Source organism: Vibrio sp. 2130-1 (genome assembly GCF_033339515.1).
Map to the genome: position 1 here is coordinate 238,080 of NZ_JAWOUT010000007.1, position 26,193 is coordinate 264,272.

Below are 26,193 nucleotides of genomic sequence, written 5' to 3' on the forward strand. Positions count from 1 at the left end.
CTGTTTTAGCTTTTCTTCTACAACCGATAGGTTTTTCTTCGCGGCTTCAAAGTTAGGCTTTTCCTCTAGCAGCTTTTTATACAAATCAGCCGCATCTTCTAATTGACCATTTTGAGCGAGCGAGTTGGCGAGGTTATAGCGGCCGTTAAGGGAGGCATCATGAGAAAATGCTTCGATAGCGGCTTCGTAGTCACCTTTTTGATAACTGGCGGCTCCTTTCCAGCTTGGGTTTGTAAATAGGTTTTGCGCCTGTTCATACTCACCTTGCTTGTAGAGTTCCGCTCCTTGTTGGTCGGCATTTAAGAACGGATTAGCTTCTGCATGCGGTGTCCACGTTACTGGGACTACAGTCGCAACTACCATCCAAATCAGGCCGCGTCGAAACAGTAAAGCCGCAGGAAGAAGTAACAACGGCAGTAACCAAAAGCCACTGTTGAGACGAGAATCAGTTTTAACTTCTTCGCTTTGGGTCGCAGAAAGCTGGCTACCAATGTTATTAGTAAAGGCCGCGATATTTTCAACATCACGGTTGGTGTGCTGAATAGGAACAAATAGACCGCCAGTTTTATTCGCTAGCGTCTGTAGGTTTTTCAGGTTTGTTTTCGCTACGACGGTTGTGCTTTGTGCCGTTTTTAGCAGAGAGCCATCGGGCAGCGCGATAGGCGCACCGTTAGGAGTCCCGACGGCAAGAACAGAAATGCGAAACTTTGTACCTTGGACTAAATCTAACGCGCGAGACAGCTCTGACGTATCAAGATCATCTGCTAACACGATGATATCGCCTTGTTGCGTGCCGGCTTGAGAAAACTGGTTGATCGCAAGTTCAATCGCGGCAGGCAGGTTTGCTCCTTGAAAAGGCATCAGCTCTGGTGACAAATTTTCGATAATGCCCGCAAGCGTGCTGGAATCAGTTGTCAGTGGACTTAAGTTATAGGCATCGCCAGCGTAAGCAATAAGTCCAGTGGCTCCCTCTTTCCATTTAGGCAGCAAATCGAGCGCCTTATAACGTGTTTGTGCTAGCCGATTGGGTTTGATGTCTGTAGCAAACATAGAGCGAGACATATCAAGCACCAAGATACGGTTTTGGTTTAATTCAAAGCTTGGTCGAGCATTGGACTGCCAGCTTGGCCCCGCTAATGAAATGCAAGTTATTGCCCAAGCTAAACCCCATAGAGTGAAGTAATGCTTAGACTGCGTGTTTTGTCCGAGCATCCGCGATAGGTGAGGGGCAATCAGTGTGGACTTTTGGGCTCTAAATTTGTGATTAAGCAAGAGTGCAATAGGGATCACGATGAGCCCCAAAAGCCAATAAGGATTGAGGAAAATAAACTCAGCCATGTTTTCTCCTTAATAGGAATAACAATACCGACAATACAAATGCAGCGCTTAATGGATATGGAAACCATTCAGACTGAGGGCGCCAAGTTTGTGTGTCGCTAGATACGGGTTCTAGCTGGTTGATGGTGTCATAAATCTTTTCGAGCTCTTCTGTATCTCGCGCTCGAAAATATTGTCCACCTGTCACCTCTGCCACTTTAGTCAGTGTTTGTTCATCTAAGTCGGCTGCGGTGTTGACTTTGCGAGTCATGAAAAACTCTTTTACCATCATTTCACCAGCGCCCACGCCCACGGTGTAAATAGTGGCGTTGTGTTTTTTCGCAATTTCCGCTGCTTCTAGCGGCTCGAGCACCCCTGCAGTATTGCTGCCGTCACTGAGCAAAATCAAGACTCGTTGCGGAGCATCACTGTCTACAAAGGTTTTTGTGCCTAAACCAATACCATCACCAATGGCGGTTCGTTGACCAACCAAGCCGATGACGGTTTGATTAATCTGCTGCATGACGGTTTTGCGGTCTGCAGTGAGTGGTGTTTGCAAATAAGCATGGTCGCCAAACAAAACAACTCCGAGACGGTCACCTTTTCTCTTTGCTACGAAATCAGACAGAACTTTTTTGACTGCTGTGAGGCGATCGATATATTCGCCGTTGAGTTCCATGTCTTCCTGCTGCATCGAACCGGACAGATCGACGACTAACATCAAGTCCCGATACTTGGGTTGGAATTCAACGGGATCGCCAAACCAAACTGGACGCGCACAAGCGACGACAAGAAGGCCCCAGATCGCGATTGAAAGTGCTTTTTGCAGCGCTTGCTTAGGCTTGCTGCGATTCTCATTGGTTGGTAAGTACGCCAATTTGATCTCGGCTTGTTGAGATTCTTGTGGCAGGAACTTGTATACCAGCCATGGGATGGGCAAAAAAAACAGTGCCCACCACCAGACAAATTCAATGTTTAGCCATTGGGCAAGATCGGTTATGAGTGTTTGCTCAGTCACGGTTATTTGCCTTTTTCTTTGGTGGCAAAGCGTAGGTTATCCAAAAGACACAATCGTCTACCAAGCTTTGATGCTGCCCTTGGGAAGAATTCTGATACAACGCTTCTTGCCACTGATGTTGTTTGTCTACGAATCGACTTTCTTTGGTATGGCTATCGAGAAATTCATACCAAGCGATTCCGGTTAATGGTGCGATCTCTTCACGCGGAAAGTAACTCAATGCTGCCTGGCGCAATATTTCCAGAGCAGAAGAGGGGGTATGAGGCGCGGTAGGTTGAGTTAAAAGTGTTAATGCTGTCTTTTTTGCGCGTAAGTGTTTTTTACGCCATCTCACATAAAGACAAATGCCGAAAACGAAGAGCAAGGTGGCTGCAAGCACCACCCACCATCCCCAAGCGAGCGGAAACCAATCCGGTGCGTTTGGCAAAATCAAAGGTTCAAGGTTTAGGCTTTGGTTGTTTGTTGTCATTATTATTACTGCTTAATAAATACTGCTTGTCAGTTTGTTAGCTTAATTGTGAAATTAAGGGCCAGCCACTTGATAGCGTGTTAAATGGAATTGCTATTGAATGGCATTGCTGCTTAATGGTTTCTTGATGTTGGGTAAAGTGGCTTTCGAGTTCTCTTCGTTGTCCTTTAGAGCCAAAGTTAAACCATTGACTATGCTGCCCATCCGAAGCTTTCACTTGACCTCTAAAGTCTGTTTCGCCTCTTTCTAACGGATCATAAAACTGAACGGCCCTTACGCTATTGTGTTGTTTGAGTCGACGTAGTTGTGCCAGTTCCGTTGGTGTTACGTGGGCAAAGTCACTGAGCATAATCAATTCGCTGCCTTTTGGGGTGAGCGTATGAAGTGTCTCCAATACTTGTGTATACGGCAGTGTACGAGTGTCGTTGCTTGCAGTACGAGTTACTTGCGCATTATGTATGTCGACTATGGCGTTAAGAATCCGCAGCCCTTGTCTTTGTAAAGAAGAGGGGCGAAATTCAAGACATTGATGTCCGTCATCAATCACTGCGCCGATGCGATCTTTTTTAGCTAGAGTTAGCCAAATTAGAACACTGGCAAAGTGGGCCAATTGAACGGATTTGAGTACATACTTAGATCCAAAATGTAGACTAGAACTTAGATCAAGATAAAGAATGACCGCTTGCTCTTTATCTTCTGCAAACAACTTCGTATGTGCTTTACCGGTCCTAGCGGTGACTCGCCAATCAATGCTGCGAATATCGTCGCCAGGTTGATATTGGCGCACCTCCATAAAATCCATACCTCGCCCTTTTTGGCGACTGGTATGGTTACCACTCATCTGCGACCAGAGACTCTGTGCTGGTGGTAACCAACGTACAGATTGAGTGCGATATTGGAGCAGCTCTTCAAGGGTTAATGTCACCCCATTCGCATGAGGTGGTAATGAATGTGTAGCGGACATATCACTCACCTGTTTATGCACTGCCAACAAGGTTTAGCAGTTTATCGATGACCTGGTTTGCCGTAATGCCTTCCGCTTGAGCGTGGTAACTCAATAATAAACGGTGGCGCAGTACCGGATAAGCCATGGTTTGAACATCTTCCGGAGAGACAAAATCACGACCAGCAAGCCAAGCGTGCGCACGTGCACAGCGATCAAGAGCGATGGTGGCACGCGGACTCACACCCATTGACAACCACTTGTCCAACTCAGTGTCATATTCGTTGGCTTGACGTGTCGCCATAACTAAACGGACGATGTACTGCTCTATCGTTTCCGCCATATGAATATCCAACACTTCTTTACGTGCAGTGAATATATCTTGTTGGCTTAACATTGGGCGTTCAACCTTTACTTCGCCCTTTGCTTCTCCGCGGTTAATACGCAAGATAGATAGCTCATGCTCTGCATCTGGGTATTCCACTTCTAAATGCAATAAAAAGCGGTCTAGCTGCGCTTCAGGAAGGGGGTAGGTCCCTTCTTGCTCTATCGGGTTTTGAGTTGCCATAACCAAAAACAACTCTGGCAGCGGGTAGGTATGACGACCTGCTGTGACTTGTTTCTCTGCCATTGCTTCAAGCATTGCCGCTTGTACTTTGGCCGGTGCACGGTTTATCTCATCCGCAAGAATAAGCGAGTTGAAGATAGGACCTGACTGGAAAGTGAATTCTCCGGTTTCTGGACGGAAGATATCGGTGCCGGTTAAATCGGCTGGCAGCAAGTCAGGGGTGAACTGAATGCGGTGGAAGTCACCTTCAACACAGTCTGAGAGTGATTTTACTGCACGGGTTTTTGCTAACCCAGGAGGGCCTTCAACTAAAATATGCCCATCCGCAAGAAGCGCAACAAGCAGTTGCTTTACCAGATCTTGCTGTCCGATGATCTGCGACTCTAAGTATTGCTGAAGAGTTTCGAAGTTAGATTTATGCATGCTTTGGACTCTCGGTATCCATGTGATTTTCGTGTTGAGTATTGGTCATTTTCCATGTGAAAAAAGTTCCAATGCTCTATTGCAATTTATCTTTTCAATATTGGGACGCTACAGAGAATTGCAAGTACGTGCTATCTCTGAAAGTGCTTATTTGACAGTGTGTTACATTTATTTTTCATAATATAATGAGAAATGCCTCTAGTTTTGTACATATGAGCCGATAAAGATTCCGTGGTGTGCGTGTCATGAGATATGCACCTGATTCCCCTTGTGGGGCCAATAACAAGTGATTCTTTTAAAAGGTCCGAATATGTTGAAACTTCATTCCTTGAGCATCAAACAGAAGGTTGTACTTGGCATTACGTTTGCTGTTCTAGCATCAACAATCATTGTTGGTGTTATGGCTCAGCGTCATGCGAGAGATGTATTGAGCCATCGTCTTATTGACATCGAGCTACCTGCGATGTTGCAGCAAATCAATACCGAAATTGACCGCGAAGTTGTCGAAATGCAACAAGCGGCAAAACAGCTGGCTACAAACGAATTTATTGTTGAAGCCCTATCTAATACAGACCGTGATCCGTCAGTAGAAGTTCAGTTGGTTCAGCAGCTCAATAACGTTAAATCACAGTATGGTCTTAATGATGCGTCGGTAGCGAATCGTCAAACGGCATATTACTGGAATCAAAACGGATTCTTACGTCAACTTAACCGAACGCAAGATGCTTGGTTCTTTGGATTTACGTCGTCTGGTCAAGAAACGTCCGTGAGTGTGTTCCAAGAGGCAAATGGCGAAGTGAAAATGTTTGCCAATTTCCAAGATCTTAATGGTACATCAATGTCAGGTCTCTCTAAATCTATGGGAGACATGGTTGCTTTGCTCAATGGGTTTAAAATTGAAGATACGGGTTACGTGTTCCTCACTAATGAACAAGGCCAGATTCAAATACACCGCCAACAAGGTAAGAACCAAACTTCTATCACTAAACTATTTGGTAGTGACGCAAGTGCGCTGTTGAACAAAAATAGCTTCAACCTAATTAATGTGGAGTTTGAAGGGCAGGATACTTTTGTTTCTAGTTTGTATGTTCCTTCAATGAACTGGTTTGTTATTGGCGTGGTTCCCGTTGATGAAGTATTCGCAGACCTGAATGCGACAGCTAAAAAAATGCTGTTTACGACCATCATTGTTGCCGTTGTATTCATCCTCATGGGCGTATGGTTGGCAAACAGCATTACGAAACCAATCCGACTGATTGCCGATCGTTTTACCGACCTTGGGCAAGGTGAAGGCGATTTGGCGCAGCGTATTGAAATTAAGGGTAATGATGAAATTGCTCAGCTTTCAAAAGGCTTTAATGGATTTATTGAGAAGATTCATGCCACGATGAAAGAAGTTGCTTTAACCAGTGGCTCATTAAGTCAAGCGGCAGAAAGTGTGTCAACGAAAGCAACATCCACACACGACAACAGCCAAGAGCAGCGTGATCAAACCATTCAAGTAGTTGCAGCTATCAACCAAATGGGTGCGACCATCAGTGAAATTGCATCGAACGCTGCTACCGCTGCTGATACGGCAAATCAGGCTTCAGATAACACTCAAACTGGTCGAGAAGTTGTGATGAAAGCAAAAGAGGTGATCAGCCGCCTAGCCGATGATGTTGAAACAACCAATATTGTTGTTACGCAGTTGGCATCGACAACCAAAGATATTGGCTCGATTCTGGGTGTAATTCGTGACATCTCTGAGCAAACGAATTTACTTGCGCTAAACGCTGCAATTGAGGCTGCTCGTGCTGGTGAGCAGGGACGTGGTTTTGCGGTTGTTGCTGATGAGGTAAGAAACCTAGCTTCACGCACGGCTGATTCTACAGAAGAGATTCAGCGCATGATCAATCAGCTTCAAAGTGACGCACAAGACGCGGTAAGTGCTATGGAAGCGGGCAAAGCGGTCACCATAGAAGGGGTTACTTCTACCGATGAAGCAGTCGAGGTATTAATCAGTATTTCTGAACGAATCACCGACATCTCTGATCGTAATACACAGGTTGCAACGGCGACGGAAGAGCAATCCACGGTGGTGCATACCATTAATCAAAATATCGAAGAAATCAACGCGATAAATGAAATGACAACCGCGACAGCAGAAGAGTTGGCGGATGCAAGTCGCGATCTTCAAGCGCTCTCTTCTCGTTTGGACAAGATGGTTGGTAGCTTCAAGTTATAGAGTTGGATAGAATAGGCGAAGTTTAAAAGTTCAATCATTAATTTTAGGTAAGTACTATGAATGACTTCGAAAAAGAACTAGAGCAAATTTCTCAAGAAACCGCTCAGGAGCCAGAAGTAAAACTGCCGTCGCTAGAAGAGCAAAAAGCGATCGTCGCTGAGCTGAAAAAGCTGGAAGCGGAAGGTAAGCTGACGCCAGAAGTGTTAGAACAACACTTTGGTAAGTTTAACCAAAAAAACGCAGTTCCAATTCACTAAGTTAGGTGGTGTTTTGCCTCTAACGTGCGTGATTAAATCACCTGCTCAAACACAAAAAGGGAGTTTATACTCCCTTTTTTAATGTCTGAAAAATGCTAATACCTCTCACATACTTGCCACTTAAAAATTATTGACACTTCAATGAGTTATTAATTAGTACTAGTGATTTTCATACTTGACAATACTACAGCTCTATCTAAATCTATTGCGTATTTCAATAAAAACGACCAAGGGAATGCGATCAGGATGGAGCAGCAAAAAAAAAGAAACGTTATTTTAATCACGGAGGGAAGTCTACAGTCATCTCTGTTGAAAGATGTATTGGAGACCAAACTCGGTATTAGTGTTGCTCTAATCACGCCAGATAATCTGATTCACGGAGTGTTACATGAATCTCTTGCATCAGCCATTATTGTTGATTGCAGCGTGATCACGGATGAAATTTTTCGCCGTTATGCGGAGTTTAAAGCGGCCAAGCAGAAAGACACGCTTGAAATCTTAATTAATTGTGAGCAATCCATATCGACAGAAGACCTCTTTGCTTGGCGTACTTTGGCCGGTATTTTCTATACCTCTGATGATATAAAAACGTTGCAAGTTGGTATTGGTAAGGTGCTTCAAGGAGATATGTGGTTCAGCCGTAAGTTTTCTCAGCAGTACATTACTTACCTTCGTCGACATTGCAAACCTATAAATAAGAATGTTTCCGCTATTCTGACCAAACGAGAGCAACAAATAATTACCTTTCTTTCCATGGGGGCGTCCAATCAACAAATCGCCGAACAATTATTTGTCAGCGAGAATACGGTAAAAACGCATTTACATAATATTTTCAAGAAGATTGATGTGAAAAATAGAGTTCAAGCACTTATTTGGGCAAAGGAAAATATTTCAGACAACTCGTTAACGGTGTAATGCTATTGCAATATTAGGTTGCCTAATTTAGTAAACTCTTAATAATTTCTGTGACCTGAATGTGTTAAAAGTGTTTCTTTTATGAGAAACACTTTTTTTGGTTCTCTTTTTAATAACTTTAGAATTTAAAAAAGTAGCAAATAACTTTACTCTGTGAACTAGCACTTACATATCAAACTAAGTGCTGACGATTAACTACTAATTTAAGAATGTTAAGTCACTGAAAGTATGAGAAACATTATGGAACAGTATATGGAAAAGCCTGAAATCCTAATGCTCACTCAACAAAGTTTACAGAGTGAAAACTTTAAGGAAATGCTTTCTAAAAATACAGAAACTAAAATAACGATCATTGATACTAAAAACCCTAGTTATCATGAACTCATTCCGGAACGCTACTTTTTGCTTGTTGATTTTTCAGTTGAGATTCCTTCCGAAACTTTAGTTTATTTAAAAGATAGTAATAAAGTGCTAGGAACTATAATGCTTAATCTAGGTTATGACTTAGACACAGAAGAACTCGCTTCTTGGCCTCATGTAAAAGGTATATTTGGTCCAGGAGATTCAATGGACAAGGTTTGTCAGGGATTAAAAGCAATAATAAAAGGGGATAATTGGCTGTCTCGAAGATTACTTGATCAGCTAGTAAATTATTATCGAGGCAGAGAAGTAAATAGCATTATCGAACCTGCTATTGAGGTTGAGCTTACTCGGCGTGAAGTTCAGGTTTTAAAAATGTTGAAAGAAGGTGGTTCAAATATGGAAATCGCTGATTCTTTATTTATCAGCGAGCATACTATTAAATCACATCTATACAATATTTTTAGAAAGTTAGAAGTAAAGAACCGTACGCAAGCTACAAGTTGGGCTAAGAGAAACCTGTAGTACTAGTATTAACTTGCTGTAATAAAAAGAAAATACTCTATAAAGTACTAAATTTTATATTTATTATTAAAATGTCAGTCTGAAATATCATCCCATATTCAAACTTATTCCTATTCAGTTGACTATTAGACTTCTCATGTCGTGACGAATCTAGTCAGACGTGGAACAGAAGGTCTATTCAATTAATAAGCTAAGAGGGAATAAAAATGAGCGCAAGTGACAATGACACGTATTTAGGCGATGCAGGTGTAAATAACCAATTTGCTGATTTCGATGGCGGCGATGATTTGTTTATCGGTTTTGGTGGTAATGACTCGTTTGTTGGCGGTGGCGGTAATGATTATGTGATCGGCGGCGACGGCGATGATCGCCTAACTGGTGGTGCTGGAGATGATATCCTTAGGGCTGGTACAGGAAACGACTACCTCGGCGGTGGTACCGGTAATGACTTGCTGTTGGGTTTGCTGGGCGACAATAAATTAAATGGTGGTGTCGGTGAAGATATTCTTGTTGCTGGTTCTGGTGACAACGTTTTAGTTGGCGGCAGCAATGGCGATAAGTTTGTGTTCACGGATAAGTTTGGTGGCCATGGCGAAGCCAAAGTTGTTGACTTCACCATTGGTGAAGACTCTTTGCACATCATTAGCGACTCTGTCACTGATTTTGGTGATTTAAGCTTTAGCTACGATGCGGTTGGGAATGCAGTGTTTACCGATGGGGCTGATCTAACAGTGAAACTTATTGGCGTGACTGAAACTGACATCAACACCTATGGTGCTGATCTGTTCGTAATCTAAACGACTGAAAATAACTCTGGATGGGAATTAGTTTGCGTGGCTCTGCCATGCAGAGGTGAACTAATCGGACACTCTAGAGCGATTTGAGGTTACCTTAAGCTAGGCGCTAGTATTTCTGGCGCCTACAATTTTCACGTTAAACGGAAGTAGTCGTGCAAAAAACGGTTTTCAAAGAAGTGAAACAAAAACTATGCACGCTTGCGGGCTTGCTGATCGTTTTTAGCCTTTTTATCAACTTATTGGTTCTCTCGATTCCGCTGTACATGCTTCAAGTGTACAACCGGGTGATATCCTCCTACTCAACCGATACTTTATTCTTGCTCACTGTCATCGTAATTGTCGCGCTGTTAACCATGTCCATCATCGACATTGCACGAGCACAAATGAGTAAATCTTTTGGTTATTGGATGGACACAAAACTCTCCGCTTTCATGCTCAAGCGCACGATTCAATATCAATCACATACCGGGAAGAGTTATACCTCGCAAACTCTGAGAGACATTCAGAACATCAAAAGCTTTTTGAGCAGTCAAGCACCTTATCCACTGTTGGATGCGCCCTGGACACCGCTGTTTATTTTATTTGTGTATTTATTGCACCCGATACTAGGTCACATCGCGTTACTTGGATCTATCGTATTGTTTAGCCTAGGTCTACTTAATGAGCTGATGACGCGTAAAACAATGCAAGAGAGCGAAGTCAGAGCGATTTCTCATATCAACAACGCTGAATTAGCCACGCAAAACTCCAATTCAATTCTCGCAATGGGGATGATGAATGCATTTTTAGAGAAGTGGCAGTCGCGCGTGAGTGAAGTGAATGTGCTTGAAGAGCGAGTTGCAGGTAAGTCTATCTACATGGCTAACTTTTCTAAGTTTGTGCGTGGATCACTACAGATATTTTTACTGGGAGGTGGTGCATGGTTAGTAATCCAACATGAGATAACGGCAGGGGCGATGATCGCGAGCTCCATATTAATGAGTCGGGCATTATCGCCGATGGAGCAGGCGATAGGCACGTGGCGAAGTGCGATGTCTGCTAAAGGCGCCTATAAAAGGTTGAAAGAAATCGATGCGATCGTGCGCCAAGATGAATCAGATATGCCACTGCCTAAACCAAAAGGACACTATGAGCTTACCGGACTAGCCTATCGCCATCCTGGAGCAACCGAACCAGTGCTCTCATCGATCAGCTTATCGATTCCTCCGGGTGTTGCTGTTGGGGTGATTGGCCCTTCTGGTACGGGTAAATCGACGTTTGCTCGGCTGTTATTAGGTACGGTTAAGCCATTAGCGGGTAAAGTGACTCTTGATGGAATGGAAGTCTCCGTATGGGCATCTGAAGATCGCGGCGTGCATTTTGGGTATCTCGCTCAAGAGGTGGAGTTATTTCCTGGCACAATTCGAGAGAACATCGCGCGCTTTAAAGAAGAAGACCCGGTTAAAGTTATCAAGGCGGCGCAACTAGCAGGATGTCATGAATTAATACTCAAGAAAAACAAAGGCTATGATTGCATTATTGGTGAAAATGGCCGCGGTTTATCTGGGGGGGAAAGGCAGAGAATCGCTCTTGCAAGAGCCGTTTATGGCGACCCATCTATTGTGATTTTCGATGAAGCGAATGCCAACCTCGATGGTGAGGGAGAGGCTGCGTATCAACGTTTGATTGCCCATTTAAAAGCACAGAGTACAACGATTATCGTCATTGCCCACAATCCGAGTACGTTACGACAAATGGATAGGCTGTTGTATTTGGCTGACGGCCGAGTCAAGTTATACGGCGCTAAAGATGAAGTATTAAAACGTTTGATGGGCGAAGAAAGAACAGATATCCCAAGGGTAAGAAATGAGCAATCAACTGCCAACCGTTAATCAGAGTTCTACCGAGATCGTATATCGTTTTAGCCCCAAAGCGAGACTAAGCTTTCGAAAACCAATTTTACTTGGTGTGGTGACCTTAAGTGTTTTTCTTGGAGGTCTTGGCTACTGGGCTGCAACAGCCAAATTAGAAAGTGCAGCGATTGCTTATGGTGATTTGTCAGTTCTCACTAAGCGACAAGAAATTCAGCATTTAGAAGGCGGTATTATTGAAAAGCTATATGTACAGGAGGGGGATTTAGTCGAAAAAGGTCAGTTATTAATTCAACTTTCTAAGCGTCAAGCTATGGCTAAGTTGGACTCGTTAAGTGGTCGTTTTATCCATACTCTAGCAAAGGAAAACCGTTTAAGTGCGGAGCTTGACGAGCTTCCAACGATTGTATGGTCTGATGATCTTGAAAGCATTCCCCGTGTCGATATCGTCCAAGAAGCACAACTGGTTCAAAACAAGATCTTTGAAGCGAGAAAGCGATTCTTTGATAGTAAACTGAGTATCATTGAGCAGAGTATTTCTGGAGCAAATTTAGAGCTTGAAAACCTTCAGCAAACCAAAGTGATTGAGACGGAACGACTCAACTTTATTGCTGAAGAAATAGACAGCAACCAAGCCTTGGTGCAAAAAGGTTTCTCGGGAAAATCTACTTTACTTCAACTCAAGCGCTTAGCAGCGGAGGTGAGAAGTACCTTAAGCCAGTTAGACAGGCAATCGCTCACCGTTAGAAAAAGGTTAGATGAGAACCTAGCGCAAATTGAAGAGTTGAAGCTTGAAAGGCTGAATGAGATTGTCGAGGAACTACGAAATACCAAAACGGAAATTGTCGCAATTCGGGAAGAATATCGCTCCGCTCAAGATATTGTCGCAAGAACAACGATCAACGCACCTATTTCTGGTCGCGTAGTCAACATGCAAGTGTTTACCGAAAAAGGTGTGATTGGGTCGGGTGAAACGTTACTAGAACTGGTCCCGCAAGACGATAAGTTGTTAGTCGAGGCTCGTGTTAATCCTCAGGATATTGATTTAGTGAATCCAGGCCAGCAAGCGCATGTTCGTCTGACCGCTCTGAATGCACGGACGTTGGCACCTTTAGACGGTACAGTGCTGACGATTTCTGCCGATAAGCTCTCGCAAGAAAACCAAGAAGATTTTTATCTCGCTAGAATTGCAATTTCACCGGAAGATGTGACAAAACATCGTTTAACCTCAGGCATGAATGCCGAAGTGCTTATTTTATCTGAGCCACGAACGCCATTGAGCTACCTAATAAAGCCAATTACAGAAAGCATGAATCGCGCCTTCAGAGAGGAGTAATTTCAAAAAGACTTGAGTGAGCACGGACAACAGACAAAATAATTTGTTATCGTTAGCTGTTACTGGGCCGTATTTTTATTCGAGGGAGCCGTGGAATGGAGAAAGTGCAGTTAGTTGTCGATTTTCTTCTCACTCATAAATTGATTTTTACCGCACTGATCTTTGCGATTATGTGGTTAATTCGTCGTGCAATTTTATCGATGATTCGTGGTGATCACGCTTTTCTCTCAGAAGATCAGCGTAGTTGGATGTCCAGAACTAAAAATGGCACCTTTGCTGTTACATTACTGATTTTATTTATTTTATGGCAATCAGAAATTAACGAGTTTGCTCTGAGTGTAACGGCGATTGCCGTTGCCATTGTAGTGGCATCCAAAGAAATCATTTTGTGTTTTACGGGTTCGATTCAAAGAGCAAGTTCACGTTCTTTTCGCGTTGGGGACTGGATTGAGGTCGGGAAGTTATGCGGTGAAGTGATTGAGCACAATATGATGGCGACGGTGATTCAAGAGATCGACCTGCATCATGGGCAATATCATTACACCGGCAAAACAGCGACATTGCCTAATAGTATGTTCTTTACCTATCCAGTAAAGAACCTCAACTTCATGAAGCGGTACGTTTACCACAACTTTTCTGTAGTGGTGAAAGACTTCGTCAATTTGTATCCACTGTTACCGATTTTAACTGATAAAATTGAAGAACATTGCAGTTACTTTGCTGATGTTGCACATCGTTACAATGCGATGATTGAAAAACATGCCGGTGTTGACCTTCCTGGTTCTGAGCCACATATGCATATTTCTAGCAACATTAATGGTGAACAAATTCTGCACGTGATGATTTTCTGCCCAACCGATAAAGCGAACCACTTAGAGCACTTAATTCGTAAGGACTTTATGGAACTTTATGAGCAACGTTTTCCTGTAGTGCGAGAAGAATAGAGCATCGTACTTCGCCTTTAATTTCAAACCCCGCTATCAAAATAGCGGGGTTTGTTTTTCTTAGCGTATTTTTAGGCTGTAACAATATTCCCAACTTAGCTGAATTTACTCTTCAGCATTAAAAATAGGAAGTAAGTGCTGCCTATAATAGCGACCAACGTGCCAGCTGCGACCTGACTTGGATAAATAGCGATTTGTCCTAGCCAATCTGCCCACAACATTAGGGTTGCGCCAATTAAGGCACCGACACACAGTTGCTCTTTCACTTTTCTTGCTCCTAACATCATCGCCATATGGGGAGCGACCAAGCCAACAAAAGATATTGGACCAACTGTAGCGGTAGAAAAGGCGCATAACAAAGCAACGATGGTGAGCATAAGAGTATTGGCTACGGTAGGGTTAAGCCCTCGTGCATTTGAGAATTGTCGCCCGATGGAAATTAGTGTTAGCCAACGAGAAATCGAGAATACAGCGGCAACCAGAACTATTATGGCCAAACATAGCATCAGTGCGGTGTCGGCTGTGACTCGATAAATAGAACCAGTTAGCCACAATAAAATTTTGTAACTGTCACCAGAACCTTGAGCTAGCGAAAATTGAACGAGGGCTTCTAATAGTGCCGTTAGTGCGATGCCGGACAACACGAAGTTAGATGGATTAAAATGGCTTCGTTTACCGATAATCAGCAATAACATCAATACGGACATACTTCCGAAAAAAGCGATACCCCAGCTAAATGCGGAGAGAAGCGACCCAGCGATGACTCCTGTCGTAATAATGGCAAACGTGGCTCCGGAAGACACACCGAGAATATCGGGACTTGCCAGAGGGTTATAAACAATGCGTTGCAAAATGATTCCGGCAACGGATAGCGCAATACCGACAGAAAGTGCGGTTAACATTCTCGGCCAACGCAATTGCCATTGGAACTCACCTGGCACAGACCATTGAATTCCGTTTATACCATGGGTAACGAATGAGTAAGCTAGAATCCCAACCAGACTGAATAGCGCAATGCTGCATACCGCGCGTTTAGAAAGCGCCGTTTTTCCTTGGCTCATTGAAAGGTTAAGTTGATCGGTTGCCGTCAGCTTTTTACGAGTAAACCAAATTAAAGCGGGAGCGCCAATAGCTGCAGCCGCTACGCCGCTAGGAATGGTTTCCTCTAACCATAAGCTCAGCGAGATAGCGGCAGAGTCTGTGATGATTAGTAGCATTGCGCCCAAAAGCATGCTGCTGATCAATTCGTCGCGCGGTGTTCTTGCCCCCATCGCTCTGGCAATATTGGGTGTCAGTAATCCGATGAAGCTGATAATACCAACTGCGGTGATTGAGGCAGATACCAGCCAAATACCCATCACCATTAATGCACCAAACGCGGGTAATACCGCTAAGCCTCGGGCTGCTGCGCCTTCTTGTCCCAGTTTCATTAAGGTCAGAATACGTGGTGCGACGATCAAAATTACGATTGCGATAGCGCAGCGAGGCAATAACCACTCAAACCAATCCCAGCTGTATTGAGAAAGGTCTCCTGCTCCCCACATAAAAATATTCTGTGCGAACTGGGCGTTTAAAATAATAATGGCTGTGGCGATAGAACCGAGCAAGATATTGATCACCATCCCCGAAACGACCAGCGGCAAACCTGTCATGTTACGCACACCTGCAATTGATACGATCAGGCCAAACGCCACTAAAGCCCCCACCATTGCGGCTAATGCAGAGTAATCGGCTACCCAATCGACGAACCAAATATTTACCACGACTAATGCAAGCCAAGCACCAGAAGAGGTGCCAAGAGTCAACGGCGAGGTGAGGTTATTCTGCGTTAATTGCTGCATTAAGCTGCCGGTGAGACCAAGCATGGCACCAACAAGCAGGGTCATACTTAACCTAGGAAGCTGCGCTTGCGTAAAGAATACATCACGAAACTCGGTTGCTACCTCTGGTTTTGTTAATAATTGCCATTGTTCGAAAAGTGATAAATTAGTATCAATTTGTAGGCTAAAGACGCTAAGTAACGTAATCAGCGCCAGATAACCAATATAATGTTTCGTTCTCATTGTTCTGGTGCCAACTCTATTAGACTGTCGGTAATCGCTTCAGCGGTGTATTGCAAAGACATGGCACCGCCATACGCCCACACTGCTCTGACTGAATTTACCCGCTGCTTTTTCACAAACGGCATCGCTTGCCAAAGTGGCGACTCTTTCAGTTTTCGTTCTTCTGGGAAAGGCTGTACGTAGAGAACGTAGCTGTTTTTGAGGCCCTGAAGCCGATTGATTCGATCTTGCTTTACTCCCCACGCACGTGGGTCCTCTTTAATTGGAGCCTGTAATCCCAGTTTTCTAACCACGTAGTCAGTGGTGGAGTTTTCGGTTGCAAGTAATACAGTATTCGGGGTTGAAAATCGCATCACAAGAACGCTGAGTGGAGCAGAGTAATAGTGGCGAATTCGCTGGCGCATCTGCGCAAATGAAGCATCTAATTCTGCCAGTTTCTGTTCAGCAAGTGCCTCTTTATTGAATAGCTTGCTGAGCGTACGAAAGTGACGAATGGCCGTTTCAGCTGCGGCCTCATTTTCAGAAAAATTAGGTAAATAGATTACCGGAGCAATTTGTTTGAGTAACGGAATCAAGTCTTGCTGTGGAGACGCAGCAAGGATGACATCTGGTTTCAAACTGGCTATTTTTTCTAAGTTGGGCTCTGCTCGGGTTCCAATATCTTCAATTGACTCTGGTGCAGTTGGATTGACGACCCATTGGCGGTAGCCTGGTAAATTTGGGGCTGCGATTGGTTCTACGTTTAGCGCCAAAACTTGTTCTAAGATGTCCCAGTTTAAGGCAACAACGCGTTGTGGCGCGTGCTCAAAACTATGCTCACCATATTCATCGGTAACGGTGATGACTGCATGTGCATTGGTCATAAAAAATGCGAGGAGAAAAGCAGATTGTGTAACCACGGTAAGTAAACGAGCCATTATGCGCATACAACAGCCACCTTTTGGCTCGCTAATGTGTTAGCCGGGCTTGGGTGCTCAATCAGCTTAATTGGTGACTCATATAGTTTAGAAAGGCGTGCCTCGTCTAACAACATGTCGGCGTTGCCTTCGAAGGCAATTTTACCTTTTTTGAGCGCAACAATGTGGGTGGCGTAGCGCAGTGCTAAGTTCAGATCGTGCAGGATCACGATAATGCCTACATTCTCGGTTCGATTCAGTTCTGCCAGCAGCGCCATTAGTTGAAACTGATGGTGAACATCGAGCGCCGAGGTTGGCTCATCGAGAATTAAAATTGGCGATTGTTGAGCCAGTAGCATAGACACCCAAGCACGTTGGCGCTCACCGCCCGATAAGTCATCCGCCAAAGCTTGAGCAAAAGGTGTAACCCCTGTTCGTTCCATAGCCTGCGTGATGATCTGTTTGTCTTCGGTTTTCCAACGACCAAGTGCCCCACGCCACGGAAAGCGACCTAAGCGCACTAGCTCTTCGACCGTTAAACCAGCTGAAGAGGGCAGCTTTTGTGGCAAATAGGCGATCTGTTTTGCCAACTCTTTGGTTTTAAGTGATGAAAGGGAAGTATCGTTTAGTGTTACCGTACCTTTATCTGGCGACATTTGACCAGAAAGCAGGTTCACCAGTGTCGACTTACCTGAACCGTTATGGCCTAAAACGACCGTTAGCTCATTTGTTGGGATGTTAAGTTGTTCGATGCCGAGGATCTGACGTCCACCTCGCACGATCTCAATATTAGACAGTTGAAACATGGATGGCTCTTAGGAGAAAACTCCCCTCAATAGAGGGGAGTAGAAGTACAATTACCAGCGGTAGTTTGCGTTTAGCATAACAGAGCGAGACTGGCCGTAGTAACACCAGTAATCGCAACCTGAAACAAACTCTTTATCTAGGATGTTGTTCACGTTTAGCTGTGCTTGCCACTGTGAAGTGATGTCGTAAGTGACTGACGCATCCCAAAGAGTGACTGAAGGAACCGTTAGGTTCGAGCTCTTAGGGTTATCTTTTGACTCACCTACGTAGCGCACACCAGTACCGATATTGAGGCCTGGAATCAGGCTGTAGGCGCTGTAGTCTACCCATGCAGAAGCTTGGTGCTCAGGAATAAGTGCGGCTTGTTTTTTACCTTGGCCAAAGCTCTCATCTGTTTTCGCTTTAGTGTAGGTGTAGCTTGCCATCAGTTTTAGATCGTCTGTTAGCTGCGCCGTGCTTTCTAGCTCAACACCTTGAGATGTCACTTCACCTGTTTGTGTCGCAATCCATGTTGATGGGTTAGTGACCAACGCGTTCTTTTGCGTGATGTCGAACCATGCAAGGTTGATAAAGCCATCCATAAAGCTTGGCTCATACTTTACACCCACTTCTACTTGCTCGCCTTCCAGCGGTTTGTAAAGTTCATTGGTTGCCGCATCAATAGTGCTGATCACTTCAAACGACTGAGAGTAGTTTGCGTAAGGTGACAGGCCATTGTTTGCAAGGTACATCACACCCGCACTTAGAGAGAGCTGACCATCATCACGAGATTCACTTTGATCAACGGTAGCGCCTTTGCCAGAGTTTTCTGTTTTCACCCAGTCGTAACGAGCACCGATGTTACCAATCCACTGTTCATGCAGTTTCAATTGGTATTGTGAATAGAGACTTGCTTGAGATTTCTCAATCTCACGTTTCACGTTGTTGGCAGGATCAAGAGGGGTGAAGTTGCCGTAAACTGGGTTCCACGGGTTGATAGTGCCAAATGCATAGTTGTCTTGCTCGTCGCCATCGGTTTTGTGGAATTGCAGATCCATACCGATAAGCACTGTGTGCTCTGCGTTGTCTGTCATCCAGTTGCCGACAGCATTGTTATCGAACGTGATGCTCTGGTTTTTTCCGTCACGGAATACGATGCCTTGCGTTAACTCTTCTTTCGCTGGATCGTTGTTTGAGAACGCGTAAGAGCTGCGCAAGTACAACTCATTCGAACCGTAGTTGAGGTTTTGCGAGAGTGACCACGTGTCATTGATGTCGTGCTCTAGTAAGTAACCCAGAGAAAACTGCGTGCGTTCGTATTTATCGTAGTTTGGTTGACCAAGGTTAGTCGAAGGATCGATTTTGCCAAAGTTAGAACCAATCAGAGTACCTGCTGCCGGGAAGAATGGGTTAGTTGGTACACCGTCATCATGAAGGTAAGTTGCCAAAACGGTCAGCATTGTACGGTCAGAAATGTCGAACTCGACACTTGGCGCTAGGTAGAAACGCTCGTTATTTGTGCTGTCCAGTTCACCGTCTTGGCTTGTCATCAAGCCAACCAAACGATAGCGCACAGTGCCTGCGTCGTTTGCTTCGTCAGCAATGTCAAAACCTACGGATTGGTGTTGGTTGTTGCCAACTTCGACTTTTACTTCGCCTTGAGGCGTAAACGTTGGTTTTTTCTGAACAGCATTCACGATACCGCCTGGTGCCGATTCACCAAACAGAATAGCCGATGGACCTTTAACGACTTCTACACTTTCTAGGCCGTAAGGTTCGACCAACCATGTGTAGTAACCATCGCGGAATAGGCGGTTGCCGTTTAGGTAAGTCGCTGCATCAAATCCACGAACTTTGAACCAATCAGTGTCGTTGTCTGCGCCATAAGGCTGAGCGGTTACACCAGACGTGTAGCGTAATGCTTCATCTAGCTTTTTCGGTGCACGAACACGAAGTTCATCTTCAGAAATGATAGATACGCTGCGCGGCGTTTCTGCTGCAGGGGTTTCTACTTTAAGTGCTTGCGCGGTGACCGTTATGGTCTCCATGGCAATCACGTCATCTTGTACGACGTCTTCTTGAGCTTGTGCTGTGAATGCAACCACTGCTGTAGGTGCTAAAGCACAAACCAACGCGTTGCGGATAGCGATGGTCAGTGAGTTATTCTTTTGCATAAATCTATTCCCGATAATTATGATTAACGCTAAGCTTAATTGTAATTATTATCATTTGAGCTTTTGTTTCGGTATTTTACTGACTTTTGTATCAAAAGATAGTAAAACGTTCGCAAATTCATTCGCGGTACCTAAAGTCATTGTTATGTTCAATTGGTTTGAAAAGCTGACCCAACCCTTTCCCCAGATGGAAACCGAAAAGCCACCGAAGACGCTATTTGGCTTTTGTCGTTTTTACACTCGTGGCTTTGAAGCCCCTTTACTCGTTATGGCTGTGTTCAGTGCGCTTATTGCCATTACTGAGGTGACGCTGTTGCGTTATATGGGCGAGCTCGTCGATATTCTCTCTAATCAAGATCGCGCAACATTCTGGCAAGACCAGGGTGATCGCATGCTAATGATGCTGTTCTTAGTGGCGGTTGTGATGCCAGCTCTCGGTTTTGTCCACTCAATGGTGATGCACCAAACGTTATTGGGTAACTACCCGATGTCTATCCGTTGGTTGATTCACCGTTACTTGCTAAAACAAGCGGTTGGATTTTTCCAGCGTGACTTTGCAGGCCGAGTTGCGACCAAAGTGATGCAAAGTGCGTTAGCGGTACGAGAAACGGTCATGAAGCTGGTGGATGTACTGGTTTATATCAGCGTTTATTTTCTTTCGATGCTCTGGATGATGGGCGAAGCCGATGGTTTGCTAATGTTACCTATTGTGATTTGGATAGGAATGTACGCGGTTATCCAGTTCTACTTTATCCCTAAAATGAAACAAGTAGCGACAGAGCAAGCGGATGCTCGTTCTGTAATGACTGGGCGCATTGTCGATTCTTACACCAACATATCTACCGTAAAGCTATTCGCGCACTCGCAACGAGAGTTGGAATACGCAGAAAGCAGCATGAAGCAATTTTTGGTGACGGTTTACCGCCAAATGCGCATGGTGACTTGTTTACTGTTTAGTGTGGATGCCATCAACTATTTGCTGCTGATGTCTATTAGTGCCATTTCGGTTTATCTATGGCTAGATCACGCTGTAACAATTGGTGCTATTGCGATTGCCATCAGTATTGCATTGCGCGTACAAGGTATGTCGAAGTGGATCATGTGGGAAGTTAGCGCACTGTTTGAAAACATCGGTACAGTAGTAGACGGTATTAATACGATTTCAAACGATGTTGAAGTGAAAGACGTACCAAATGCTAAGCCTTTGCAAATCTCCCAAGGTGAGATCTGCTTTGATCACGTAGGTTTTAACTACAGTGACGAGAAGGCGGTATTTGAGAACTTGAATCTGACTATCAAACCGGGCGAAAAAGTCGGCATTGTCGGTCGCTCTGGGGCAGGTAAGTCCACGTTGGTCAACTTGTTGCTGCGCTTTTACGACGTAAATAGCGGTAAGATTTGTATTGATGGGCAGGACATTTCTCAAGTCGAACAAGAGTCGCTTCGCCAACACATCGGTATGATCACGCAAGACACCTCTTTGCTGCATCGTTCAATTAAAGAGAACATTCTTTACGGTGATCCAGATGCTTCAATGGATGCCGTTATCGCAGCTGCTGAGAAAGCACATGCCCATGATTTCATTCAATCTCTACGAGACGAGCAAGGTAACGTTGGCTATGACGTTGAAGTGGGTGAACGCGGTGTGAAGCTGTCTGGTGGTCAGCGTCAACGTGTGGCGATTGCTCGCGTGCTGCTGAAAAACGCGCCAATTTTGATCATGGATGAAGCAACGTCTGCACTTGATTCAGAAGTAGAATCGGCAATTCAAGAAAACCTTGAAGTACTAATGGAAGGAAAAACAGTGATTGCGATTGCTCACCGTTTATCAACGATTGCCGCGATGGATCGTTTGATTGTGATGGATGACGGCAAAATCATTGAGCAAGGCTCGCATTACGAGCTGCTGCAATTGGGTGGGGTTTACGCTCAGTTGTGGAAGCATCAAACCGGCGGATTTTTGTCTGAGCAAGGTGATGCTCAACTGCAAGTCATCTAATATGACGCTACACGAAAGAGGAGCAAATGCTCCTCTTTTTTGTGTCTGTCGTTTATACCGAGTAAGTAGGCGTTAATGGGCAACGTTAACTTGTGATTATTCATTGAGTTAGGCTAACTTAATGATGATTATGTTTATAACTCACTGTCGTTATTGAATTTTTTACGCTTTTTTTACGCGAACTCCGAATGGGCTTTTGCTAAAGTTTTCTACATCGAATTTTGGTTGATGTATTTTATGTTTGTTCAATGGCGAGATAACACCTTTCTCTTTTCTACTACCGTGATTGTTGGTGCGGTTGTCGTCTCATGGCTGTTAGACCAACTGTTTGGCTCTACAGCCGCAGTCCTGCTGATTTTACAGTTAGCGGTCGTGGTAGTGGCGTTTCAATGCAACTCGCGATTCGCTTATGCGGCGGCGGTGATCGAAGCGTTGAGCTTCAACTTCTTTTTCACGACGCCTCGTTACTCTTTGCAGATGTTTCGTCCGGAAGACATTTTTAATTTAGTCGTGTTTATGGTGGTGGCTTTTATCACCAGCACCTTTGCGGATCTTTATCGTCGCCAGCAGGGAGAGTTAAAACAAACCAAGCTGCAAAACAGCATCCTGCTATCGGTGTCCCATGACCTACGCACGCCGCTAGCAACCATTATTGGAACACTGACCACACTCAACGAGTACATGCCCAAGCTCAATGACTTAGAGCGCAAAGAATTGCTCGACAGTGCGACTTCAGAAAGCCACCGTTTGCACCAATATATCGAGAACCTTTTACAGGCGACTAAGCTCCAGCATGGCACATTAAAAATTACCAAAAAAGATGAGCTGATTGCAGATATTGTGCGGGATGCGGTTTCTCGTTTGCCGAATTACACCGAGAAAGTGTCCATGAATATGGATGATTCCGTTGGTTATTTATCAGTAAGTCGTTCGCTAATCGAACAAGCGATTTTTAATGTGTTGGATAATGCCATGCGATTTTCACCAGAGAATGAATCTGTTGAGGTTTCACTTTCTAAGCAGGGTTCGTCGTGCGTGATTGATGTTCGGGACATGGGGATTGGCATCAAAGCTGAAGATGCGGAAAAAATATTCAACCTTTTCTATTCCGGCGCGAACAACAAATCGGCCGATTCAGGCACCGGAATGGGACTCGCGGTTGCCAAAGGCATCATCACCGCGCACCAAGGAGAGATTCAATCTATGCCAGTATCAGAAGGGACGCTGATCCGCATTCGACTTCCACTCAATCAAGGAGCAGAGCAGGCGTGAGTTACAAAGTTTTAGTCGTGGACGATGAGCCTCGCATTCATACCTTTATTCGAATTTCGCTGTCTGCTGAAGGGTTTGATTACATTGGCGCGAGTACCATTGCAGAAGCCAAAGCGTGTTTCGAAGCGCATTCTCCGCACGTAATTCTGCTAGATTTAGGCTTGCCCGACGGCGATGGGACGGAGTTTCTCACGACGCTTCGTCAGACCTATAAAACGCCAGTGCTAGTGCTGACAGCTCGCGATCAAGAAGAGGAAAAAATCCGCCTTTTAGAAGCGGGCGCGAATGATTACTTGAGCAAGCCTTTTGGCGTAAAAGAGCTCATCGCGCGCATCAAAGTGCTGGTTCGAGATTTGGTGGATGAGCAATCCATCGCTGATGAGCTGGTGGCTGGCCGAGTCAAAATCATCAAAAGCACCCACCAATTTTGGTTGGATCAGAGGGAAATTCCACTCACCAAGAAAGAATTTTCTTTCATTGAACAGTTGATTCTCAAGCCGGGAAAACTCATTGAGCAAACTCATTTGCTAGCGGTGATTTGGGGAAAAAGTCATGTCGAAGATACTCACTACTTACGCGTGTTAGTGAGTCAACTACGCAAAAAACTGAACGATAGTGCTGACGAACAGCGACTTTTAAAAACCGAGCCGGGGTTGGGTTATCGTTTAGTGCTTGAGACGTCCAAGCACCACTAAATTCCAAATTTAATCAACGTTAATGCCAAGGTTTAGTGCTGGTTATCGGCACTCGAACAGGATTCGTGTTGCCTATTTTTCGTGACGGAAAATCAGCCTAGTCCTTAACGCATTAGCATTTTCTATACATAAAACACAGTTAGGGATTGATATGGCTCACTTTACAGTAATTGGTTTAGGGCGATTTGGCGTTGCCGCTAGCTTAGAACTTATTCATCTTGGACACACCGTAACGGGGGTGGATAGCGACCCGAAAATCGTCGAGAAATACGTCGAAGAGTTAACGCAAGCGGTCATATGTGACGCAACAGACGAAGGCGCACTCAGAGAGTTAGCGCTAGCGAACAGTGATGTGGTGTTGGTGGCGATTGGCGAAGACATGCAAGCCAGTTTGTTGTGTACGTTGGCGCTGAAAAATCTGGGTGTGAAATCCATTTGGGTCAAAGCGAGCACCAAAGCACACCACACCATCGTGTCTAAGCTTGGTGTACAACGCATTATTCATCCGGAAGAGGAGATGGGCGTAAGAGTCGCGCAGGCACTCAACTATCCGATGGTGAACAACTATTTAGAAATGGGGCATGGCTTGTATGTGGTGGAAATCCACGTTAAATCCAATCTGCACGATACGCCGCTTTCTAAGTTGATCAGCCGAGGCAGTTACAACATTCAGCCTATCTTGGTGAAGCGCGAAGAAGCCGTCTACACCAATATCAATGATGAGTTTGTGCTTAATGAGTTCGACACGCTGTTGCTTTGTGGTAGTCGCGCTGAGCTGAAATACGTCGCTCCAAGGTTGGTGTAACATGGTTTTGTGGCATCCCTCTATTATCCCAATCGAGCGAAAACCCAAAGCGGGCAAAAAACTGTTGGGCGCACCGCCGCTGATACTTAGCCTCAGCTTTGCGTGCTTGATCATGCTCGGCACAGTTTTACTCAAACTGCCGATTGCCACCACAGAGCCCATCACTTGGATTCAAAGCCTGTTTACTGCGACATCGGCCATTACGGTGACGGGATTAGTTGTGGTGGACACGGGCACGGCGTTTACGCCTTTTGGGCAAGTGGTTATTGCTTTCCTGATTCAATGTGGTGGCCTAGGTTTAATGACGTTTGCCATCGTGACCTTGCTGGCTCTGGGCGGAAAAATTGGCTTTTTGGAGCGAGCCGTCGCGAGAGAGGCGTTCAACCAAACTGATTCATCGACACTCATTGCCACCGCTAAATCTGTATTGATGTTCGCTCTGCTCGTTGAACTTATTGGTTTCACTATTTTGAGCGTTTATTGGAGTGAAGAGCTGGGCTGGAAAACCAGTTTGTTCCATGGTTTCTTCTACACCATCAGTGCGTTTAACAATGCAGGTTTTGCGTTGAGTGCCGATAGCTTAATGCCTTACGTGGACGACCCGATCGTTAACTTCACCATTACCAGTTTGTTCATTATTGGTGGTTTAGGCTTCTCGGTTTGGATTGACTTAAAACGCAATCGCCGTTGGCACCGACTCACCGTTTACAGTCGAATGATGATCTTAGGCACGGTGACCATTAACGTGGTGGCACTTATCGCGATTTACCTGATTGAATATGACAACCCCAACACGCTTGCCCCTTTGAGCGAAGCAGGGAAATGGTGGGCATCGTGGTTTCAAGCGGTGACGCCAAGAACGGCGGGGTTCAATACTTTAGCTATCGATCAGTTGGAAGATGCCACAACGGCGATCATTCTGGTGTTGATGTTTATCGGCGGTGGTTCATTGAGTACGGCAAGTGGCATTAAAGTTGTGACATTTATGGTATTGGTCTTGGCAACTTACAGCTATTTGCGTCGCGATGAAGCAACCTATGCCTTTCAACGCGAGATTCCCAAAGAGACCATCAGCAAGGCATTGGCGCTGACTCTGATCTCGGTGGGGGTGACTTGGTTTGCCATATTCACGCTGTTACTGACAGAGAAAGCGTCTATGTTAGACATTATGTTCGAAGCAGTCTCGGCACTGGGTACGGTTGGTTTGTCGCGAGGCTTAACGGGCAGTTTATCCGAACCGGGTGAGTTAGTGATCATCTTCATGATGTTTATGGGACGATTAGGCCCCCTTACTTTGGCGTACTTCTTAGCCAGTCCAAGAAAGAAAAAAGCGCGTTACGCGAGCACTAAATTGGCAATAGGGTAAATGGGCTAACTCGAAGAAAGTGAGCAAAAGGCTAGGCAAAAGAGGAGTAACTGCTCCTCTTTTTGTGCTCGTTGTAGCCACGAAACTGTATACGGCAGTCTCTCTCACAACAATTTATGATTCATCTCTATTTTTTATCATTTATAAATTGTCGTTTTTGGGGTGTTGTCCAGAATGGCATTATCCAC

General features: G+C 44.8%; 22 protein-coding genes. 13 read left to right on the forward strand and 9 right to left on the reverse strand.

The window, feature by feature from the left end:
* The 5 genes from R7Q09_RS13145 to R7Q09_RS13165 form a co-directional block, all read right to left on the reverse strand.
* Nucleotides 1–1,338, reverse strand: a 1,338-nt coding sequence (locus R7Q09_RS13145; protein ID WP_318120777.1) for a VWA domain-containing protein, incomplete at its 3' end; no start/stop codon positions are given.
* Complete coding sequence (locus R7Q09_RS13150; protein ID WP_318071163.1) at nt 1,331–2,335, reverse strand: VWA domain-containing protein; 1,005 nt, start codon at nt 2,333–2,335, stop codon at nt 1,331–1,333. The genes R7Q09_RS13145 and R7Q09_RS13150, both read right to left, overlap by 8 nt.
* A complete protein-coding gene (locus R7Q09_RS13155; protein ID WP_054574933.1) occupies nt 2,328–2,804 on the reverse strand; it encodes a DUF4381 domain-containing protein in 477 nt (158 codons plus the stop codon). The genes R7Q09_RS13150 and R7Q09_RS13155 overlap by 8 nt, the downstream gene beginning before the upstream one ends.
* A gap of 37 nt (nt 2,805–2,841) precedes the next feature.
* Nucleotides 2,842–3,768, reverse strand: a complete 927-nt coding sequence (locus tag R7Q09_RS13160; RefSeq protein WP_064354905.1) for a DUF58 domain-containing protein — start codon at nt 3,766–3,768, stop codon at nt 2,842–2,844.
* A 13-nt stretch (nt 3,769–3,781) separates the two neighbouring features.
* Nucleotides 3,782–4,738 carry an AAA family ATPase gene (locus tag R7Q09_RS13165; RefSeq protein ID WP_005383914.1) on the reverse strand — a complete coding sequence of 319 codons (957 nt, stop codon included), beginning with the start codon at nt 4,736–4,738 and terminating at the stop codon, nt 3,782–3,784.
* 310 nt (nt 4,739–5,048) lie between these two features.
* On the opposite strand from R7Q09_RS13165, the gene R7Q09_RS13170 reads away from it, so the two are divergent.
* From R7Q09_RS13170 to R7Q09_RS13205, 8 genes are all read left to right on the forward strand, one after another.
* Nucleotides 5,049–6,965 carry a methyl-accepting chemotaxis protein gene (locus tag R7Q09_RS13170; RefSeq protein ID WP_017821859.1) on the forward strand — a complete coding sequence of 639 codons (1,917 nt, stop codon included), beginning with the start codon at nt 5,049–5,051 and terminating at the stop codon, nt 6,963–6,965.
* A 56-nt stretch (nt 6,966–7,021) separates the two neighbouring features.
* On the forward strand, nt 7,022–7,222 hold the full coding sequence (locus tag R7Q09_RS13175; RefSeq protein WP_005375165.1) for a restriction endonuclease subunit S: 201 nt from the start codon (nt 7,022–7,024) through the stop codon (nt 7,220–7,222).
* Nucleotides 7,223–7,468: 246 nt separating this feature from the next.
* Nucleotides 7,469–8,137, forward strand: a complete 669-nt coding sequence (locus R7Q09_RS13180) for a LuxR C-terminal-related transcriptional regulator (protein WP_021707603.1) — start codon at nt 7,469–7,471, stop codon at nt 8,135–8,137.
* A 228-nt stretch (nt 8,138–8,365) separates the two neighbouring features.
* The gene (locus R7Q09_RS13185) at nt 8,366–9,022 is read left to right on the forward strand and encodes a LuxR C-terminal-related transcriptional regulator (RefSeq protein ID WP_031777174.1); all 657 of its coding nucleotides are present in this window, start codon (nt 8,366–8,368) and stop codon (nt 9,020–9,022) included.
* Nucleotides 9,023–9,228: 206 nt separating this feature from the next.
* On the forward strand, nt 9,229–9,819 hold the full coding sequence (locus R7Q09_RS13190) for a calcium-binding protein (protein ID WP_005375168.1): 591 nt from the start codon (nt 9,229–9,231) through the stop codon (nt 9,817–9,819).
* A 152-nt stretch (nt 9,820–9,971) separates the two neighbouring features.
* On the forward strand, nt 9,972–11,690 hold the full coding sequence (locus R7Q09_RS13195; RefSeq protein WP_005375169.1) for a type I secretion system permease/ATPase: 1,719 nt from the start codon (nt 9,972–9,974) through the stop codon (nt 11,688–11,690).
* Entirely contained in the window at nt 11,665–13,005 is a 1,341-nt protein-coding gene (locus tag R7Q09_RS13200; protein ID WP_005383906.1) for an HlyD family type I secretion periplasmic adaptor subunit, read from the forward strand. The genes R7Q09_RS13195 and R7Q09_RS13200 overlap by 26 nt, the downstream gene beginning before the upstream one ends.
* 95 nt (nt 13,006–13,100) lie before the next feature.
* On the forward strand, nt 13,101–13,949 hold the full coding sequence (locus R7Q09_RS13205; RefSeq protein ID WP_005375171.1) for a mechanosensitive ion channel family protein: 849 nt from the start codon (nt 13,101–13,103) through the stop codon (nt 13,947–13,949).
* 95 nt (nt 13,950–14,044) lie between these two features.
* Here the strand turns inward: R7Q09_RS13205 and fhuB are convergent, their stop codons facing one another.
* Genes fhuB through R7Q09_RS13225 form a run of 4 tightly spaced genes read right to left on the reverse strand, consistent with a single transcriptional unit; the run spans nt 14,045 to nt 19,868 of the window.
* Nucleotides 14,045–16,012: a Fe(3+)-hydroxamate ABC transporter permease FhuB gene (gene fhuB, locus R7Q09_RS13210; RefSeq protein ID WP_258497757.1), complete on the reverse strand. Its 1,968-nt coding sequence runs from the start codon at nt 16,010–16,012 to the stop codon at nt 14,045–14,047.
* Nucleotides 16,009–16,938 (reverse strand): iron-siderophore ABC transporter substrate-binding protein, encoded by a 930-nt coding sequence (locus tag R7Q09_RS13215; RefSeq protein ID WP_052767716.1) that lies wholly within the window; start codon nt 16,936–16,938, stop codon nt 16,009–16,011. Before R7Q09_RS13215 ends, fhuB begins: the two co-directional genes overlap by 4 nt.
* Nucleotides 16,929–17,714, reverse strand: a complete 786-nt coding sequence (locus tag R7Q09_RS13220; protein ID WP_005375174.1) for an ABC transporter ATP-binding protein — start codon at nt 17,712–17,714, stop codon at nt 16,929–16,931. The genes R7Q09_RS13215 and R7Q09_RS13220 overlap by 10 nt, the downstream gene beginning before the upstream one ends.
* Before the next feature lie 51 nt (nt 17,715–17,765).
* A complete protein-coding gene (locus R7Q09_RS13225; protein WP_213914765.1) occupies nt 17,766–19,868 on the reverse strand; it encodes a TonB-dependent siderophore receptor in 2,103 nt (700 codons plus the stop codon).
* 145 nt (nt 19,869–20,013) lie between these two features.
* Here R7Q09_RS13225 and R7Q09_RS13230 point away from each other — a divergent pair, with 145 nt between their 5' ends.
* The 5 genes from R7Q09_RS13230 to R7Q09_RS13250 all read left to right on the forward strand — a co-directional run bounded on the left by R7Q09_RS13230 (nt 20,014) and on the right by R7Q09_RS13250 (nt 26,005).
* Entirely contained in the window at nt 20,014–21,867 is a 1,854-nt protein-coding gene (locus tag R7Q09_RS13230) for an ABC transporter ATP-binding protein (RefSeq protein WP_042521744.1), read from the forward strand.
* Between the two features lie 237 nt (nt 21,868–22,104).
* Entirely contained in the window at nt 22,105–23,139 is a 1,035-nt protein-coding gene (locus R7Q09_RS13235; protein WP_318071162.1) for an ATP-binding protein, read from the forward strand.
* Nucleotides 23,136–23,834, forward strand: coding sequence for a response regulator transcription factor (locus tag R7Q09_RS13240; RefSeq protein WP_015313541.1), 699 nt, complete (start codon nt 23,136–23,138; stop codon nt 23,832–23,834). The genes R7Q09_RS13235 and R7Q09_RS13240 overlap by 4 nt, the downstream gene beginning before the upstream one ends.
* A 151-nt stretch (nt 23,835–23,985) precedes the next feature.
* On the forward strand, nt 23,986–24,639 hold the full coding sequence (locus R7Q09_RS13245; RefSeq protein WP_005375180.1) for a potassium channel family protein: 654 nt from the start codon (nt 23,986–23,988) through the stop codon (nt 24,637–24,639).
* Between the two features lies 1 nt (nt 24,640).
* Entirely contained in the window at nt 24,641–26,005 is a 1,365-nt protein-coding gene (locus R7Q09_RS13250) for a TrkH family potassium uptake protein (protein ID WP_138939312.1), read from the forward strand.
* Nucleotides 26,006–26,193: the final 188 nt, after the last annotated feature.